The following is a 19,209-nucleotide window of genomic DNA, read 5'->3' on the forward strand; positions in this document are numbered from 1 at the left end:
TGAAAATGAGCAAAGCTATTTTTCTTTTATTGTATATTTTTCTACTACATCCTTTAATGCCATCCAGTGCTGTAAATATTTTTGATCTCCAGTTTAAAAGCATTGACAATATCCTGATTAATATGTCTGATTACCAGAATAAACATTTAGTGGTAGTAGAATTTGATGCATCAAATCCTGACAGAGATGTATTGCTATCTCTTGATTCATTGTACAAAACAGATACAGAAAATATTAAAATAATTGCTGTTCCTTGTTTAGATTTTGGCTACCCGGCCAATATTGAAAACATGAGGAAGCTTTTACTTGATACACTAAATTTAAGTTTTTCAATCACTGATACTGGTTTTGCAAAAAAAAAGCCCACCTCTAATCAGCATATACTTATGAAATGGATAACTACCCAAAGTGAAAATGGACACGTAGATAATGATATAACTGAAGCAGGGCAGCTTTTTATTATTAGCAAAAAGGGATTGTTATATGCAAGCCTCAGCAGGCAGAATATTTTTGAAAAGGATTTGATTCAATTTCTAATAAATAATGAACCGGCAGAATAAGAATTTTAAAAAAATGCTCCTGTACTATACTTAAAAATTAATAATTTATGAGACAAGCTACAGAATCAACATGAAACATTCTTGGGTCGCACACTTGTACTTCAAAACATTTTTCCGCAAGCCCCTTTTCTTAATACCGTTTCTTTTTGATATAAGTTGGCATAAGCTTTTAACAGGTAATGAAATTATTATTCAACAACGAATGAGAGTTTAATAATTTCTAAAGGGATAAATATCAAACAGAAAATATAAAAAACATAAATCAGACTTTTATATTAATACAATTAAAATTATTGAAGATGCATAATAACATTAAGGTAAATATCCTCAAAAAAATAATTTCTTTAACCGCGCTAAATTTAATTTTAACCACTATAATTATGGGGCAAACTAACAAATTTCCAGCAACTGGGAATGCGGGAATAGGAACCCTAACTCCTTTAACAGCGCTTGAGATTAATGCTGCGGGAACAACTGTCGGTGGCAGTTCCCAGCTTGTTGCGCTCCTAAGAAATACAAACTATAATTCAACACACTCATCTGGTGAAACCAGATTGGGGTTTGGTTTTGCCAATCATTACGGTGCAGCAATATCTGCTCAAAAAGAAACAGTCAACACAACAGGATTTCGTTTTTATACAGAGTATGGATATAATACTCCATTGTTAGCATTATCCATTAACGCTTTAGGTAATATTGGAATCGGCAATTCAGCACCTCCAGGAAAACTGAGTGTATCTAGTAACACTGCTGCAGCAAATGGATTTTCAGAAATCACTATCGACAACCTTGGTGCAGGAAATTTTAATGGTAGCTCAATCCGAAATATATACACACAAAGTTCTCCATCTCCATTAAACCCCAGGTTGGCATTTCTGGTTCAAAATACTGGCACAAATACTTATGCTAATCTGATAGAAAGAATGACTATTCTAGGAAATGGTAATGTATTGATTGGAAAATCTACACAGGCAAACAGTACCTATATGTTGGATGTGAACGGCATAATAAGATCTAATCAGGTGGTAGTTAATACAAACGGAGCAGATTATGTATTTGATCAGTCATATAAGCTTGCAACTCTAAGTCAGGTAGAAGATTTTATAAATAGCAATCATCATCTGCCAGAAATAGCCAGTGCTGAAGAAATGCAAAAAAATGGTGTGAGCCTGGGTGAAAATCAGATACTACTATTAAAAAAAATCGAAGAATTAACGCTCTACCTGATTGATCAACATAAAAAGCAACTGGCCCAGCAGGAACTTATTGACCAACAGGCGAAGTTGCTAAATGAGCAGCAGGCGGTATTAAAAGATATGCAGGCAGCGATTGGTAAACTAAAAAACCATCAATAAAAGCAGGCAGACCAAACCATGTATCACTATTAATTAAGTAAGATTATGAAGATACTTCATACCCGAAGGCTTTTACTATTGCTAATGGCAGGTTGTCTGGCAAATCCGTATCCAGTAAAGGCACAGGCCAATATACCTACTACAGCCAATCAGGCATCGGCTTTAGGGGGTGGAGTAACTGTTAACAAACCGGGTGCTTATGCTACAGGTATACCACTAAGCCTTATCCGGTCATTTGATCCGCAGCAACCCTATATGCTCGAAACAGATGTATACTCCAATTCAAGAACAGCGGCGGAAGTAGCACATACAACGCAATATGTTGATGGGTTGGGCAGGCCGCTGCAAACCGTTGGCTGGCAGGCGTCACCTTCAGGAAAAGATATTGTTGCTCCGGTGGTTTATGATGCATATTGCAGGGAACAGTATAAATTTTTACCATATACTTCTACTGGTACTGACGGAACCTTTAAAGCAGACCCTTTTGGGGAACAAAGTACTTTTTACGGAACAACATACACCAGCGAGCAACCTGCCTATACCAATGAAAAAATTTATTACAGCATGGTACAGTATGAAGCCTCACCTTTAAACAGGGTTTTGAAAACTATGGCATCAGGCAATAGTTGGGCAGGAAATAATAAGGGCGTCCAGCAGCAGTATTTTGTAAATGACGGCAACGATCTTGTGCGTGCATGGGATATTACTTATTCATTGCTTACATATATCAATAATGACATTACTACCAATATCCCTACCAGCATAACAACATATGCAGCGGGCCAGCTATCCGAAACCGTGAGTATCGATGAACACAATAATCAGGTAATTGAATATAAGGATAACCAGGGGAATACGGTACTAAACAAAGTACAAATAGGTACAGTTAACGGTGCTGCTCCATATACCAATTGGCTATGTACTTTCTATGTATATGACGATCTTGGCAGGTTAAGGTTTGTAATTCCACCAAAAGCTGTAGCACAAATGATTAGTGCAGGGAATTGGACATTGACTTCAGCACTAGTTAATGAATTATGTTTCCGTTATGAATACGACGACCGCCAGCGGATGATTGCTAAAAAAGTGCCCGGAGCAGGCTGGGTATATATGGTGTATGATCAGAACGACAGGCTGGTATTTGTACAAGATGCCAATATGCGTGTCAAAAACCAATGGATGGGAACTATTTATGATGGACTAAGCAGACCTATACAAACAGGGGTGTTAACCTATAGTAGTGGAGCAACCAGTTTACAAGCTTGGGTAACGGCCAATACTGGTAGTTTTAATGAAAGTAATCAATCTGTTACTGGAAATAATCCTACAGTAGCAGAAAAAAATCTCTATTTAGCAAACAGGCAGCCGGGAATATCAATCTACCAGGCAACTACAAACATATTTTTTGAAAATGGGTTTATCAGTGAAACCGGTGCAGCATTTTCTACTCTCATCAGTGGCAGTACCGGTGCAGGCTTTAGTAATTCCGTTACGATAAGTGATAACCCTTTACCCACAGGTTCCACCTTTACAGTATTGACCATTACTAATTATGACAATTACAGCAATACTGCCAAAACCTACGACAACAGCAATAATAGCAAATTAGATCAAGGGGCCAATACATACGCTGAGGCTTTGCCGACGCAAGCAAGTGTGCAGGTGAAAGGAATGGTCACCAGTTCAAAAGTCAGGGTAATAGAAAATGCCACAGACCTCACAAAGGGCGCATGGCTGGAAACAGTGAATTTTTATGATGACAAAGGCAGGGTAATACAGGTAAGTGCTGGTAATTATAAGGGTGGAACAGATGTGGTAACCAACCGATATAATTTTATTAATAAAGTTGTTTGTAATTACTTAGTTCATAACAATGCATCTGGTAATACAAACAACCTACGTGTGAAAACAAATATGGATTATGATGCTGCTGGACGGTTAAAGACTATTACTAAGCAAATTAATGATGATGTATCTACCAAAAGGCTTATCAGCAGGTTTGACTATGACGCAACAGGACAAATCAAGCGCAAACAAGTTGGTCAAAAAACAGCTGTCGATAATACGGCGATGGAGGATCAGAGCTATGCTTATAATATCCGTGGCTGGTTAAAAGGAATCAACTGGAGTTATGGCAGTAAACCTACCAGTTCGCAGGTGAATATCCAGAACAACAAATGGTTTGGTATGGATTTGAGTTATGACTGGGGCTTTAGCAATAACCAGTACAATGGCAATATTGGCGGTTCTCGCTGGGTAAATGGAGGGGACGGAAAAGAAAGGGCTTATGGTTATGGCTATGATGCAGCCAATCGTTTATTGAAGGCAGATTTTAAACAAAATTTTGGGAGTGGCAGCAGCCCTACTTGGGCAAATACTGACCCGGGGAATGCCGGTTTTACGATAGATTTTAGTGTAAAGATGGGAGATGGAAATTCTGCTTCATCTGCTTATGATGAGAATGGTAATATAAAACAAATGCAGCAGTGGGGATTGCTGCTAAATGCCAGTCCGCAAATTGATAACCTGAACTATACTTATCAAAACGGAGGCATTGGTAATAAGTTAAGAGCAGTAAACGATGCTACTGGTACAACAGATAATCATCTTGGGGATTTTACCAATAAGAATACCACCGCTGATGACTACGGGTATGATTTGAATGGCAACATGATTACAGACTTAAACAAAAGGCTAAATGGTAATACTGGTATCGACCAGACAAGTGGTGGAGCTATTACCTATAATTTTCTTAATCTGCCCTGGCAAATCACCGTAAAAAACGATGATGGATCGGCAAAGGGAAGCATTACATATATCTATGATGCCACAGGTAACAAATTAGAAAAGCGGGTGAATGAATTGGCTTCTATAGCAAACGGTAATACATCTAAGCAAACCAATACAGCTTACCTTGGTAGTTTTGTATATGAGAATAGTGTATTACAGTTTTTTGGTCAAGAGGAAGGGCGGATAAGGCCTAAATTTTCAGTAATAAGTGGACAGCCTGCAACAGCTTTCGTATATGATTATTTTCTGAAAGATCATTTAGGCAATACCAGGGTAGTTTTAACTGATGAACAGCAAACTGATGCTTATATGGTTGCATCTTTGGAAACAACCCCGCTTCCAACTGAGAAATTATATTATAGCGGATTAGATAATGGCCGGGTTATAAAAAGCAGTATACCAGGATACCCCACAGATACCTACACCAAGCCAAATGATTTTATACAAAAGCTTAGTGGTGCCGTAGGTGAAAATAAAACTGGTTCTAACATTTTACTGAAAGTGATGGCTGGCGACAAAGTAAATGTAAGGGTAAACAGTTGGTACAAATTAAATGGAATTACCCCAACTGGTAATTCTAGCCCATTAACTGATATTGTAAATGCGTTGATAAATAGTGTACCCGGAGTAAGCGGAAATAAGATTCTGCAGCCACAAATTGCAGGCACAGTACTAAACTCAAATGTTGGCAATTTTTTAACCTACAGGGATGCGGGTACATTACCAGGCAAGCCAAAAGCCTATATTAACTTAGTGCTGCTGGATGAACAGCTGAACCCGGTGCTAACAAATGATGGAAAAAACAGTTATTTTGAACAAGTGGGTGGAGATAATGTTTTTACAACACATAATATTACGGGCAGGCAAATAACCAAGAGCGGATATTTGTATATTTACGTAAGTAACGAAACACAAAATGTAAATGTGTTCTTTGATAATTTGCAGGTAACGCATGCGCGGGGGCCCCTTTTGGAAACTACGGATTATTATCCGTTTGGGATGGCAATGAGTGGGATAAGCTGTAAGGCTATGGCTGATGGTATAGACAACAAATACAAATACAATAATAAGGAAGAGCAAAGAAAAGAGTTTAGTGACGGTAGCGGATTGGAATGGTATGATTACGGTGCACGGATGTATGATAACCAAGTTGGAAGATGGATGTGTATTGATCCGTTGGCAGAAAAGTATAGAAGGTGGTCTTCATATGTATACTGCGCTAACAATCCGATTCGTTTATTAGATCCAGATGGAATGAGTTTCAAAGATCCTAATGAAAAAAATCAAACTAAAGTGGATGGTAAAGAGGTGCCAAATGGAGCAACGGCAATTGACCCAGGAAAAGGAAAAGCCCAAGCAACTGAAGAGGCAAAACAGAAATTAAATGAAATGGTAGCAAGTAATAATTTAGGTCAAAAGGGTACATTCACAGCAAAAACTACCAATGAAATTGGGAATATGATTCAATCAAATTTAGCTTTAAATGAAAATGGAAATTCTTCGATTGAAATACCTGTGCCTCAACGTTTTCCTATTGCTGATGATAAAATGACCATCACATATATTGGAGCTAAATTTAAAGGAAATGCAACCCTTGAAGGCGTTACTGTTTTGCAAAAAACCGAATCTGGTAGTGTTTCATATAACCTTTCATTGGATGAAGCAAAGAAGATAGGCGTAAATATTTCAGGTACAACCTCGGGAACAGCAAATGCAGCTATAAATATTGAAAATCAAACACATACAAATACTGGATCATATAATAACCCTTCTGCAAGCACCTCAATAACTGTTACTGGCTATGTTTATAGTGCAACTGTTGTACATACTTATTCGATAAACTACCTTAATAAAGGAATTGTCTCATCGACATCAACTTCCACTTTCCAAATAACATCATACACTCAATTTTCTCTTACAAAAAAATTATAACAATGATAAAAAATAATGTAATAATACCGCAGTTCATCTATGCAATTGCCATGTTTTGTATTATTACTTCGGCCATTTCAGCAACCAATGTTTTAGATCAGGATGAAGGTATAATTCTTTCTACGGTATTTACAAAGTCATCCTTTTCTTATCTTGCCCTTACTTCATTTATAGTAAATGCTGCCATGTATATTTTTGAAAAGCAGGGTCGGGATGCCTATCTGATTATTTTTGGTTTTTCACTCATTTTTTTAAATCCGGTTGTTGTTCAAATCTCCGGGGTAATTATGATGGTGCTTGGTTTGGTTTTTCATTTCATCCGGTCCTTAAAGAAAGGGTAAATATATTGTTTCACCATATCTCAATCCTGCCCCGAATAAATGATCAGGTTGGCGTATATATATTATACAAATGCTGATCGGTCATATGATTGTCTTGAGAAAAATAAAAACAATGATTTTATTTTTTTCTCTCTTTTGATTTTCTACGTAGCTTTATTTGCGTTGCATTCCTGCACAGTTAGATACTTTATTGAGCTTTAACAAATGCAAATAATAAGGCAATCAATTATCTGCTGTTACAAGCCATATGAAATTTAAATCCCCAAAAAAATAGACCATGCCCCAAGCTAATAATAAAATACTGGTGCCCATCTGGTACACTATTTTAAAACTGGCCGACCTGTTAATCATCCAATATAAATTGGCGGTATTAGTCACATTATTTTTACGGTACCAGGACGCTTCGTCAAAAGAAATTAAAAATGTTTACCTGCATCTGTTAATTCCAATTGTAGTATATGGGGTTATCAATATAGGCAGATTACTCTATAGCAATTTGCTTGCCCTGCTTTTTGTGGAGATGATATTAAATGTTGTTTTTGCATTTATGTATGGCTCTAATCATTTACTTTTTCTGCTGCTTAGTGCAATAAGTACACTTATAGTTGTTGTTAAGAAAAGAGTTTATATTAAAAACGCCAACCAACTAAATACATACTTGCAATACCTTGAACCTTAGCTTTTCCACATTATATAAAATGTATCATGCATGCTTATAATAAGAACTTAAATCGTATCAAATGTCAATCAAATCTGCCTTTTTACTCATAGCACTTATTGGCTTTATATGCATCATTTTTTTGGGAGTGCCCGTAGTTAATGAAGAAAGGATATACTATATTGGATTATTTACTGAAAGCCGTAATGTTAATTTGAGAAGTTTTCGCGATATTAGTATGTGAGGTTTGGGTTTTATATAGGCATTTGGGTTATTATTTGCTTTTTATCTTATCAATTAACCATTGAATATATAGTTAATAAGTCCAAATAAAACCCCTGTACTTTCAACCAGGATTTGTATGCTCAGCAACCTTCATTTGCGCAAATTCCTGGTACATAGGCTGAAGGGGTACAAGCATTTCCATTTTGCCAGGTGACCAATTGCAAGGGTGCCGAAAGCGTTTTCGATTCTTAAACAGGCTTTACAATGAAATACAAAAATCTTCTATTTATTTACTTATTACCTATGGTAATGCTGATAGCTATTGGGCTATATTTTATAATGAATTATCCGGTTAAAATAAGAGACTTTCGAGTGGATGAAGGAGGTTATTTAACCATCTACCATTATTATGACAATTTAAAATATTGTATTGTAGGTACACTTTCAATATTGGCGTCGTTTATATTTTTAAATAAAACTTTAGATCTGATAATGAAAAAAGGCAAGGATTAATTAGTGATTCATAATTATCCATATTACATCAGTTGAATTTAATAAACTTGATTTCATAACTGCAAAATCAGTATCTGCATTTCCTTCTCTGCGGAGTCAGCTACCAAAAGCTTTGTGTGCGGCAGGGACTCTGCGGCTCGTTGGCACTGATATTAGTTTCAAGTAACTATTACCCAAATAGCCTATTCGGCTAAGCCATTACTGCGCAGAGTGTCTGTGCCATAGTTAATTCCCATCTGCTTTTCGATAACTAAAAAAAAGAATCATAAAACTAAGAGTTGTAAGTATCAGGAAATAGATATGATTAACACTAAATATGGCAAGACTGCAAATATTAATAACCATCTCCACTAAAACTACCAGTATCATTTTCCTTCTAAACAACCGGATGATTTGAATAATGGCATACACAGAATACGGTATACCAAAATAGCTATACATGTTTTTGCCCATGGCGGAAGTACTAAAAACAAATTCAACTGCAACGTAAATAAAACAAAAAATTTTAAACCCTATAATCAGGTAATCAACAATTTGAAAAATATGTTTTGCTTTATTATGCATAAGCAATTCCTTAACAAGTTTTGTTATTTGCCTGCAGCCATTAGCATCCCCGCCAACGGATAACGAAATGCGCAGTGTTGCTTTGTTAAAAGATGATTTGCACCCCAACCGTACAAGTGAGTGACACAAGCGGTGATGCCAAATGCACTACAGCTAAGTACAAAAAAATCTATTCAAATACTACCCGTTTTAAATAATACCCATCTGGGTCTATTTGCGGGGTGGTGCTGCTTTTTATAGTGATTGGGGTTTTACCAACCAGCATTCTTTGCGTGCCTTTATCGGTAACAATATCAACCGGCAACACCATATCAGTTTGCGCCAGCATGATTTCGTATTCATTTTTCTTAGATGCCTTAACATGTATCTCCAGCTTTTGTATGGTGCGCAAATAAAAATCAAATAAGGGCTTTACACTATACCCCGCAGCAGTTGAAAATAATTGCTCCACATCATCGGTGGTGGCTAAATTATTGTAGGTGTATTTGGGATCGGTTGCAAGTTGCTTTAAGGTGGGAAAGAAAATGCTATCGCCAATTACATAGCGCAGCGTATGCATAAAAAAAGCCCCCTTGGAATAGATGTCGCCAATATAGGCCGACTCTTCATCTATATTGGTACCCTGCACAATGGGCGTGGTGTTTTTAATACCAAAAACATTGTCTTTAAAATAATTGATATAGGCCTGTTCGCCTTCGGCATCCCTGATATATAGTGCATCGCCATAAGAACCAATGCCTTCATGTATCCAGTAATCGGCCCAGTCTTTGGCCGTTACTTTATTGCCCCACCACTCGTGGCCAAACTCATGGTTCATTAGCCAGTCAAAATCCTTGCCGTTTACCTTTGTGTATTTAAAATGGTTGCCATAGGCATTCATGCTTTGGTGCTCCATGCCCAGGTGTGGTGTTTCTACTATGCCAATTTTTTCTTTTACCCAGGGATATTCGCCAAAATATTTTTCTTTTACAGCCGCCATTTGTGCCAGTAATTCCAAATGATAGGCCGCATAAGCGGTATGGTAACTAAGCACATAAAATTGCATGGGTACTTTATTGCCATTAATGGTAGTATAATCCCGGCTAACCACCTTATAATCGCCGGCATTAAACACAATGCTGTAATTATTAATGCCATAATTGGTTTTCCAGAAATAAGTTGCCTTATTGCCTTTTTGCTTCACGGTTTGCAATACACCGGGGCCGGCAACTACCAGGTTTTTGGGTACGGTGATCATCATGTCTACCCCTGCATCCGGCTCGTCGGAAGGATGATCTTTACAGGGGAAATATATTTTACCACCGGTACCTTCTGCGGTAATGGCTATCCAGGTATGTCCCAGTGAATCATGTGTCCAGGTAAAGCCATCATCCCATGGTGGGCGAACGGCTATATGTGGTTTACCTGCATACTGTATTTTAACCACTGCTTTACCGGCGGGCAAGGCTTCGGCAGGGGTAATACGGATCAAGGCATTGGCATGGGTAAAATTGGTTGGTTTGTTGTTAATCCATATTTTACTCACCTGCAGGTCGTTCATCAGGTCAAATAATAATAGCGGGGTTGACTGGGAGAGCACAATATCAATACTGGTATAACCACTGATGCTTTGCGCTGCAGTATCTATATCCAGCACAATGGTATAATGCCTGATATCCATAATGGCCTGTTCGGGCTTTAGCACCCCACCGGAAGTAAGTTTTTGTGCACCGGAGGTACATACCATCAAAATGGATAGCATCAAAAAAGGAATACGCATAAAAAAAGAGTTTGAATAAAGATAACCGATTTTTTGTAGCTGTTACAGACAGAATGTTAACTGTTTACCATCGCTCAAAAAAAGCGCCACGCACATAACAGGCAGAGCTACAATCAAATACAAATAAAGGCTATCCCAAAATGCCATTCAATTCTACTATCTTCACCTAAAAGCAATACTGTGCTTTTTATAACAAAAATTAAAGTGCTTATTTCATGCGATTGCAGCCACCAAAGCGACTTTGCGTTTATTTAATTGGGGTTGTATTAATTGCTATTGCGGTTAAAAGCCAGTTTGCTGATCTTTTTGCTTTAACTCCCAATCAGCATGGGAATTTAAACTATGCGTATAGCCATAAACATAATGCCTGTACAAAAGTTATTGCAATTGAAACAGAATTTGTAAGTTTATTGGCGCCCCAATTGGCAGGGCGAATAACGGTTAACCTAATAAAATCACTTCAAAAACTATTCACTTTAAAAACAGAAACCTGCGTTAATGGGTACCTTAATTAAAATACTGGTGGTAGAAGATGAAATGATCATCGGGGCAAAAATTTCTATGCAGCTTACCAATCTTGGCTACGAGGTAACGGGCATTTTGCCCCGCGGCGAAGAAGCCATTTTGCATGTGGCAGATAATAAACCCGATATTGTATTGCTTGACATTAACCTGAAAGGCAAATTAGATGGTATTGAAACGGCTACCCAATTACAGCAATATGGCCATATTCCGGTGATTTACCTAACCGCCAATTCGGATGATGCCACTTTTAATAAAGCCAAGGCAACCAGGCCCTATGCTTTTATTGCCAAACCTTTTAAACAGCTCGATCTGCAAAGGGCTATTGAACTTACCATTAGCCGTATGGCTGAAAATGAACAAAGTCAACCCACCGAACCAAAGACCGAAGGAGAAGAACAGCCCTTTATTTTAAGCGACCGAATTTTTGTGCGGTATAAGGAGAAGATGATAAAAATTATGCTGGCAGATATTTTATACATAGAAGCCGACCGCAACTATAGCCATGTTTTTACGCTTAATAAGGATTACCTATTATCCATCACGTTAAAAAGCATAGAAGAAAAACTTAACATGCAATTATTTATGCGTATTCATCGCTCTTTTCTTATCAATATTGGCCAGGTAGATGAAGTAACCGAAAACCAGGTGATTTTAGCCAAAAAAACCATACCGCTTGGAACAGGTATGCGTGAGCAATTAATGCAACGCATGCAAACCTTATAATGATAGTTTGGTAAAACCCTTGCTTGCCATATTCATTGAAAGCAAAGTATTTAACAACGGCATACAATGGCTGTAGAAAGCAGAGATCAATTACCTGAGTACAAATGTGCGACGCAACGGAGTTGCCATAGGTACTATAGCCTGGCTAATCATTTTCTGATTACAAGTTGATGCATAACTACCTGCTTTGAGTATCGGGATTTATTTTGAGCCCGGCATTGGTATGGTATAGCATCCCATTTGCGTCGCACACTTGTACTGTTAGCTATAAATGGAGCAATATGCAAACTGCTTGTGTTTTAAGTACGCGCTTTATAAAAACAGCTAATTAATATGTAGGGAAAGGTTGGGGGATTTGCCAGTGAGGATTGTAAATAGGTAACCAAACCGCAACGCCTCATTAGATAAACATGGACTTTCTATAGAGCCGTTGCGGCGAAGGAAGCTTTTAAAAGTTGTAGGAAAGAATAACCACATAAGCGACTTTTATAAATAAAAAACAATAAGTATATCGGCCAATATAAAATCATTACCTTCCACATAACGATTAAAGTGGTTGAAGACTACAACAGCGAAAATTTAGTTGGTAAGCATCTATTATCCAGCTAAAACCTGCACTGTACCTAGTTTAATAACAATATAATCTCCCTCAATTTTGAATAAGCCAGCTACGTATAAAACTAAAACTATGTATTGTTGTGTTCATCTTTTTGTAAAAAAAATAGCTGTAGATAAAAAGAAAATGCTGGTTTCGCTGGCATTTTTATTTATTGCCTCCCTTCTAAAAGCACAACCTGTTTTTATGGAGCAACATGCTATGGATAGTTTGCAATATATAATAGCACTTAATAAACAAGATTCAAACGAGGTGCATGCTTTTTATTTGCTTAGCCGCGGTAATACACTTAGCAATACAAGCAAATCTGTAGAGATGGGCAATAAGGGCCTCGACTTAGCGAGAAAAATAAAATTCCCAATAGGAGAGCTGGAATGTTTGGAAGCTCTTTCATTCTCTTATGCCATTACTTCTTCATTTGAAAAAGGTTTTAGTACAGCTTATGCATCTATGGATTTAAGTAAAAAATATGCCCCTGTACGGGAAATATTTGGAATAAATATGATGGGCTTACTTTACCAGAAATTAGGAGATGATAAAGAAGCACTTAAGTGGGCGCAAATAGCATACTATCATCCAAATATAAAACAGGCAGATAATTTTACGCAATGGAGTGCAATGTTCCTGTTGGCACAGGAACATGAAAGACAAAACAACCTGGATTCTTCCAAACATTTCGCCCTGGAAACGCTTGACTATTCAAAACGCTATTTTCCTTTCCAGGAAGATTACCCAATGCTAATATTAGCGCGGGTTAACAGCAAACTTAAAAAATATGATGAAGCCGTTAGTTACGGAATGCAAGCCCTGGATGCTACAAAAAAAACCAATGAAATCTTTTTTGCAAATGAAGTAGAAAATGAATTGGCTACTATTTATTTTAACGCAAACAAACCAGATTCTACTAAAAAATATGCAGGCCTGGCACTCCATAATGCAACTCAACTAAAAAACTATCTTGTAATAGCAAATTCATCCAATTTACTGTCGCTATTTTTTGAGAAAACTGACCCTGCAAAAGCATATACTTATCTTAAGATATCAACAGCAGCATATGATACTGTTACAAACGTTGAAAAAACCAGGCAGGTAAAACAACTCGAAATTAAAGAAAAGCAACGTGTTGATGATTTGCATTTAGCTGAAAAATCTGCCCAGGATCAGTTGCGTTTTAATACCACTGCCGGCCTGTTCTTAAGTGCACTTGTAATTTCAATTATTCTTTATCGCAACAATCGTAACAAACAAAAAGTAAACCTGTCATTGCAAGACAAAAACGATAAAATAGAAAGAACAGTGCAGGAACTCAATACTACCCAGGCATCCCTGCTAGTAAGAAATGCAGAGAATGAATTGTTATTAAAAGAAATTCACCACCGCGTAAAAAATAACCTGGAAGTAGTAAGTAGCCTGCTGGCTCTTCAAAGTAACCAGGTACAAGACGAAAATACCAGGGAAGCTATGCTTGAAGGACAGAACCGTGTACAATCCATCGGCATTGTACACCAGAAATTGTACCAGGGCACCAACCTGGGTGCCATAGAAATGAAGGATTATTTTATCAACCTAAGCGAAAGCATTTTAGATTCTTTTGGCGCTGAAAAAAGGGTAACCATTGAATGTGCAATGGATCGGATAGATGTTGATATTGATACAGCTGTACCACTCGGTTTAATTGTAAACGAACTATTAACCAATACCCTCAAATATGCATTCCCGCAAGGGCATCCCGGTAAAGTGATGATAAAACTACAAAAGCAAACCAATGGCGCATTGCACCTCGAAGTGTCCGACAATGGCATTGGCAAATCAGGCATCACGCATGGCACCGGTTTTGGCGGGCAGTTGGTATCATTACTCACCCAGCAATTAAGCGGCTCCATGCGGGAAGAAATAACAAACGGCACCCATATTTATTTTGAGTTTAAACCCATAAAGGCTGCCTGATAACTGTTGCTATTCCAATAAATCACCATCAGTTAAAAAAAGGAGGCGTCATTTTTTAGGGGCCCGGCATTGGTATTGCATAGCATCCCATTTGCGTCGCACACTTGTACTTTGTATCTTTAATCATCTTGCATAACAACATAAAAACTACACTATGAACCGCAAAACATTTCTTCGTAATACAACACTGGCAACGGGTGCATTGCTATTATCTAAACAACAGTTAATAGCAGCCATTTTTCAGCAGCCTGCCTGGAAAATAAAAATGCTTACCACCGAAACAGGCATCTTTACCGAGAAGGGCGGCACCATTCTTTTTTCCTTTAATAAAGAAGGCATTATCGTGGTAGATTCCCAATTTCCCGAGCAGTCTACCCACTTAATTGAGGAACTAAAAAAGCAATCAGCTTTATCCTTCAAATTACTTATCAATACGCATCATCACGGCGATCATAGCAGCGGCAATATTGCTTTTAAAGGCTTAGTAGAAAATGTGCTGGCGCACGAAAACAGTAAAGCCAATCAGCAGCGGGTAGCAAAAGAAAAAAATACAGAAGACAAACAGTTATATCCAGACCAGGTTTTTGGAACTACCTGGTGCCAGAAAACGGGTAAAGAAAAAATATGCCTGCATTATTTTGGTGCCGGCCATACCAATGGAGATGCCCTTATTCAATTTGAAAAAGAAAATATTGTGCATATGGGCGATCTGGCATTTAACCGCCGCCATCCATTTGTTGACAGAAGTGCCGGCGCCAGTATGAAAAGCTGGATAACGGTGTTAGACAAAGCCCTGGCTACTTTTAATAAAAAAACCATCTATGTATTTGGTCATGCTGCCGAAGGCTATGAAGTAACCGGCAATGCAGAAGATATCAAAGCCTTCCGTAATTATCTGGACAAAACATTAACCTATGTAGCAACAGCCATCCAATCAGGAAAATCAAAAGAAGAAATACTAAAAATAACCATTATCCCCGGCGCTGAAGAATGGAAGGGCGCCGGCATAGAACGCCCCCTTACCGCCGCCTATGAGGAGTTAACCGCCTGATGATTGTTTTGCAGATGATACTACGCTTAATTAGAAGGCTTTTAGCTGCTGGCTATTAGCTGCTAGCTAAAAATAATTGGCTGTTTGGCTAATAGCTAATGGCTAATAGCCAAATTCAATGGCTGTTTGCCGAATACCGATCTGCTGTAATTCACCACAGTAGTACAAAAGCCATATGCTTATTCCACCCCGAAAACGGGCAGTTTCGTTTTCGGGTGTCCTTTTTTGGTTCTTTTTTGGACAAGCAAAAAAGAACAGACACGCTTTATGATGAGACTAATGCATAAAATTGTTTAGCTCTTTTTTAAATGCTAACTTTTAGAAAATTAAAAACAGAAACGCAATGCATTTCCAAATTCTTTTTTATGCAGTGTTTGTTACTTTCTTTGCCTTGATGCAAAGAAAGGCAACCGGAATGGGAGGTTGCGCACAAAGAAAAATATTCACTTCTTTTTTATTGTCTATTTTGGTGTTCATGAATGCTGCGAATTTCAAGGACCACATGAACGCTCCGCGCATTGGTCCTTGCTCACGCCTCCTTCAGTGCCAATGAGTTTGGAAGTTTTGTTTGCTTTTGATTTAGTCTTTTTCACCTTAAGCTTTTATTCAATTGTTGTTTGGTGAATAGCGATTTGCAGCAATTCACCACAGTAGTACAAAAGCCATATGCTTATTCCACCCCGAAAACGGGCAGTTTCGTTTTCGGGTGTCTTTTTTTGGTTCTTTTTTGGACAAGCAAAAAAGAACAAGCACCTGATCTTGATGCGTGTAAATAGTACTATCGTAGGTTGCTTGGTTTTAGGCATTGAAACAGGTGTTGTTATATTTTTTTAAATGGATTCTTTGCAGTGTTTGTCACTTTCTTTGCCTTGATGAAAAGAAAGGCAACCGGAATGGGAGGTTGCGCACAAAGAAAAATATTCACTTCTTTTTTATTGTCTATTTTGGTGTTCATGAATGCTGCGCATTTCAAGGACCACATGAACGCTCCGCGCATTGGTCCTTGCTCACGCCTCCTTCAGTGCCAATGAGTTTGGAAGTTTTGTTTGCTTTTGATTTGGTCTTTTTCACCTTAAGCTTTTATTCAATTGTTGTTTGGTGAATAGCGATTTGCAGCAATTCACCACAGTAGTTCAAAAGCCATATGCTTATTCCACCCCGAAAACGGGCAGTTTCGTTTTCGGGTGTCTTTTTTTGGTTCTTTTTTGGAAAGCAGGAAAGCTGTTTGCTGCTGGCTATTAGCTGCTAGCTAAAAATGATCGGCTATTTGGCTAAAGGCTAACAGCTAATGGCAAATTTCCACATTGCAGCCCTTCTGCATCGCTCCTCAGCAAATCAACAATAACCTGGGTTCACCAGCTACTTCCCTTGGGGCACGGTGCACACAGGGCGGCACCTGAAGTCCAGGATGATCAATTGCCAATCGCCATAAATGGCCAAGCCCCAGGCTAATGGGCTCAGCTCCGGGTAAAGCCTGATAATGGAGGTCAAAGAAATGCTCACTTAAAAATGCTTCAAAATCCTCTTCTGCGCCATCGTATAGTTGTTTAAGTGCTTCCCTTATTTCGGGAACAAGTACTTTTTGCTGGGTTTGTGCATTGGGTAATAGCTCACTGGGCGCACCATAGTAAGTGCATAAAAAAGTATCGGTAGGTACCGGTGAGCGGTCTACATGAAAAGAATATACATCGGTTGGAAAAAATGGGAAAGCATCATCCTGCTCATAACACCTGATCAGGTTAAGTATGGGTGCCGCACCATGGGCTGTAAGTAATGCCATATCCTGTAACAATATATCTCTGGCAAGTTGTCCTGCTTTACTTAAATCAAGTGCGTAAAGCGCTGCTACATCCAATACCACTATATTCTCGTTAAGGTCTATCTTATTTACTATTTCCTTAAAATCGCAAGTGAGGGTGCGGTTCCAGCAAATCGCATTTATAATGCCCTGAAATGGTGTTGAAACAAGGTCTTCAAAACTGGAAACAGCTTGTATTTGTGGGGGCGACTGCACTAGGTCTTTCATAATGATCGAAATAAATATTAAATCATTCACGAAAGTAGGCATACTGTCTAATTAAAGCATTGTATTTCTATCTGTGCACCATCGCAGCAAATGCTACAGCCTGAAGGAATGGAACACCAGGGATCATGTTACTCCAGAAAGAAATGTATAGCTGGTTTTGCACCCAACAAAATAGCTACTACTGGGCTTTACTTGCGTCGCACTCTTGTGCTGTGAGTAATGCTATGCAGCTACTTCTCCCTCCACAGTCTGCCACATAAAATTTAACTCTGGCTAACGCTGCCGGGAAAAACCATTATTACTTTATTTGGATTTGGCCTTTAGAAAGCGGTTAACATCCATCCAGTGTATAAAGGTGTCAAACCAGCCATTACTAGTTCTGTCGGGGTTTCCCAGACCAAAGCCATGACCGCCATTTTGGTATAGGTGAAACTCAACAGGTGTTCCACTTTTATACCAGGATTCAACCACACCAAACTGACCACCAAAAAGAAAATCATCAGACGCAATTACATTGAACATAGGAGGCGCATTCTTTGGTACTTCTACCGCTCCCATACCCCCATAAATTGGTCCTATAAAAGCCAGTTTCATCGTTGTTGAGTGCAGTGTTGAATACATAGTAAGACCCGCACCGGCCGAAAAGCCAATCATACCGATTCTGGTGGTATCAACACCCCACTCATTTGCTCTTCTCAGAATCATGGCGTAGGCTGCCTCGGCATCCGCTAATTGATTAGATAGATCCATTTGCGGTGGTCTTGGTGCTGTTGCAGTTTTTGAGCTATCGGAAGATGCCGGAGGTGTTGGGCGTGGGCGATTCATCCATGCAGTAAATTCATCAAGTGATTCTGGTGTCGGGTACAGCCTGTATTTAAGCACAAAGGCGGCAATGCCTTTGTCTGCAAGTGCCTGTGCCACTTCCCAGCCTTCGTTACCCATAGAAAGCCACCGGAACCCACCACCGGGTGCTACAATTACAGCCGCACCATTTCCCTTACCCGGTGCTGGGAGAAAAGGCGTCAATGTTGCTATGGTAATATTACGTGCCATAGGGTCGCCCCACTGGCGAAACCAGGACTCAGCTGCCGGCTGATTATCTACACCTCCTGTACCAAGCAGTATTGCATTTGGTTCGGCAGGTGCTTTTAATGGATAGATGGTACCATCCTGAGCCATTACGGTAATAGATAATAGCAATAAGGTGCACGATAAGATGGACAATTTTCCAGCGCTTTTTAGTGTACGTGTCATACTTGTAGTGTAAAATTGAAAGGTATTAGTTTGGAGAATTGCTTTTTATTTTATGGCTTGCCATTGTGATGGTATATATGTTCGTCCTGCCCACAACAAAAGCCCAACATAAATTGCATTTGAAGTTAACTACAAAAAGTCAAATACCTGATCACTTGCCCCAACAAAAGTAGATAGAGAAAAAAATAAGCATTTATCCGATACATTATTCAGGATGTTCCAAATTGCAACCGACTTAATACCAGCTACAAAACGGAAAATGATTAACCCAGCTAAATAGCTGCTATTTGGCTTTATCTGCATAGATTACCAAAGACCAGATCCGTTGCATACTTGTATGTTCAGGGTATTATTCATCTTTCAAACCAAC

The 19,209-nt window shown here is 38.6% G+C and carries 12 protein-coding genes; 8 read left to right on the plus strand and 4 right to left on the minus strand.

What is annotated here, in order from left to right:
* The first annotated feature begins 5 nt into the window (after positions 1-5).
* The 5 genes from GD597_RS17655 to GD597_RS17675 all read left to right on the plus strand — a co-directional run bounded on the left by GD597_RS17655 (position 6) and on the right by GD597_RS17675 (position 7,657).
* Positions 6-560 carry a thioredoxin domain-containing protein gene (locus GD597_RS17655; RefSeq protein ID WP_171609230.1) on the plus strand — a complete coding sequence of 185 codons (555 nt, stop codon included), beginning with the start codon at positions 6-8 and terminating at the stop codon, positions 558-560.
* A 299-nt stretch (positions 561-859) separates the two neighbouring features.
* Positions 860-1,915, plus strand: coding sequence for a hypothetical protein (locus GD597_RS17660; protein WP_171609231.1), 1,056 nt, complete (start codon positions 860-862; stop codon positions 1,913-1,915).
* Positions 1,916-1,960: 45 nt separating this feature from the next.
* Positions 1,961-6,637 carry a DUF6443 domain-containing protein gene (locus GD597_RS21900; protein WP_216368622.1) on the plus strand — a complete coding sequence of 1,559 codons (4,677 nt, stop codon included), beginning with the start codon at positions 1,961-1,963 and terminating at the stop codon, positions 6,635-6,637.
* Positions 6,638-6,639: 2 nt separating this feature from the next.
* Positions 6,640-6,978, plus strand: coding sequence for a hypothetical protein (locus GD597_RS17670; protein WP_171609232.1), 339 nt, complete (start codon positions 6,640-6,642; stop codon positions 6,976-6,978).
* 277 nt (positions 6,979-7,255) lie between these two features.
* On the plus strand, positions 7,256-7,657 hold the full coding sequence (locus GD597_RS17675) for a hypothetical protein (RefSeq protein WP_171609233.1): 402 nt from the start codon (positions 7,256-7,258) through the stop codon (positions 7,655-7,657).
* A 942-nt stretch (positions 7,658-8,599) separates the two neighbouring features.
* Here GD597_RS17675 and GD597_RS17680 read toward each other — a convergent pair.
* Entirely contained in the window at positions 8,600-8,938 is a 339-nt protein-coding gene (locus GD597_RS17680; protein ID WP_171609234.1) for a hypothetical protein, read from the minus strand.
* Positions 8,939-9,107: 169 nt separating this feature from the next.
* Positions 9,108-10,697 (minus strand): M1 family metallopeptidase, encoded by a 1,590-nt coding sequence (locus GD597_RS17685; protein WP_171609235.1) that lies wholly within the window; start codon positions 10,695-10,697, stop codon positions 9,108-9,110.
* Between the two features lie 498 nt (positions 10,698-11,195).
* Between GD597_RS17685 and GD597_RS17690 the strand changes: the two genes are divergently transcribed.
* From GD597_RS17690 to GD597_RS17700, 3 genes are all read left to right on the plus strand, one after another.
* Complete coding sequence (locus tag GD597_RS17690) at positions 11,196-11,945, plus strand: LytR/AlgR family response regulator transcription factor (protein WP_171609236.1); 750 nt, start codon at positions 11,196-11,198, stop codon at positions 11,943-11,945.
* Positions 11,946-12,633: 688 nt separating this feature from the next.
* The gene (locus GD597_RS17695) at positions 12,634-14,508 is read left to right on the plus strand and encodes a sensor histidine kinase (protein WP_171609237.1); all 1,875 of its coding nucleotides are present in this window, start codon (positions 12,634-12,636) and stop codon (positions 14,506-14,508) included.
* A 154-nt stretch (positions 14,509-14,662) separates the two neighbouring features.
* Positions 14,663-15,559, plus strand: a complete 897-nt coding sequence (locus GD597_RS17700) for an MBL fold metallo-hydrolase (RefSeq protein WP_171609238.1) — start codon at positions 14,663-14,665, stop codon at positions 15,557-15,559.
* Positions 15,560-16,886: 1,327 nt separating this feature from the next.
* On the opposite strand, the gene GD597_RS17705 is transcribed toward GD597_RS17700, so the two are convergent.
* Positions 16,887-17,585, minus strand: coding sequence for a DUF1826 domain-containing protein (locus GD597_RS17705; RefSeq protein ID WP_171609239.1), 699 nt, complete (start codon positions 17,583-17,585; stop codon positions 16,887-16,889).
* A gap of 303 nt (positions 17,586-17,888) precedes the next feature.
* Positions 17,889-18,839 carry an alpha/beta hydrolase gene (locus GD597_RS17710; RefSeq protein WP_171609240.1) on the minus strand — a complete coding sequence of 317 codons (951 nt, stop codon included), beginning with the start codon at positions 18,837-18,839 and terminating at the stop codon, positions 17,889-17,891.
* Positions 18,840-19,209 lie beyond the last annotated feature (370 nt).

The sequence above is a fragment of the Limnovirga soli genome (genome assembly GCF_013106755.1).
Taxonomy (GTDB): domain Bacteria; phylum Bacteroidota; class Bacteroidia; order Chitinophagales; family Chitinophagaceae; genus Limnovirga; species Limnovirga soli.

Coding starts and splice junctions, on each gene's coding strand:
- GD597_RS17655 (WP_171609230.1), top strand. CDS start 6: ATGAGCAAAGCTATTTTTCTTTTATTGTATATTTTTCTACTACATCCT.
- GD597_RS17660 (WP_171609231.1), top strand. CDS start 860: ATGCATAATAACATTAAGGTAAATATCCTCAAAAAAATAATTTCTTTA.
- GD597_RS21900 (WP_216368622.1), top strand. CDS start 1,961: ATGAAGATACTTCATACCCGAAGGCTTTTACTATTGCTAATGGCAGGT.
- GD597_RS17670 (WP_171609232.1), top strand. CDS start 6,640: ATGATAAAAAATAATGTAATAATACCGCAGTTCATCTATGCAATTGCC.
- GD597_RS17675 (WP_171609233.1), top strand. CDS start 7,256: ATGCCCCAAGCTAATAATAAAATACTGGTGCCCATCTGGTACACTATT.
- GD597_RS17680 (WP_171609234.1), bottom strand. CDS start 8,938: ATGCATAATAAAGCAAAACATATTTTTCAAATTGTTGATTACCTGATT.
- GD597_RS17685 (WP_171609235.1), bottom strand. CDS start 10,697: ATGCGTATTCCTTTTTTGATGCTATCCATTTTGATGGTATGTACCTCC.
- GD597_RS17690 (WP_171609236.1), top strand. CDS start 11,196: ATGGGTACCTTAATTAAAATACTGGTGGTAGAAGATGAAATGATCATC.
- GD597_RS17695 (WP_171609237.1), top strand. CDS start 12,634: ATGTATTGTTGTGTTCATCTTTTTGTAAAAAAAATAGCTGTAGATAAA.
- GD597_RS17700 (WP_171609238.1), top strand. CDS start 14,663: ATGAACCGCAAAACATTTCTTCGTAATACAACACTGGCAACGGGTGCA.
- GD597_RS17705 (WP_171609239.1), bottom strand. CDS start 17,585: ATGAAAGACCTAGTGCAGTCGCCCCCACAAATACAAGCTGTTTCCAGT.
- GD597_RS17710 (WP_171609240.1), bottom strand. CDS start 18,839: ATGACACGTACACTAAAAAGCGCTGGAAAATTGTCCATCTTATCGTGC.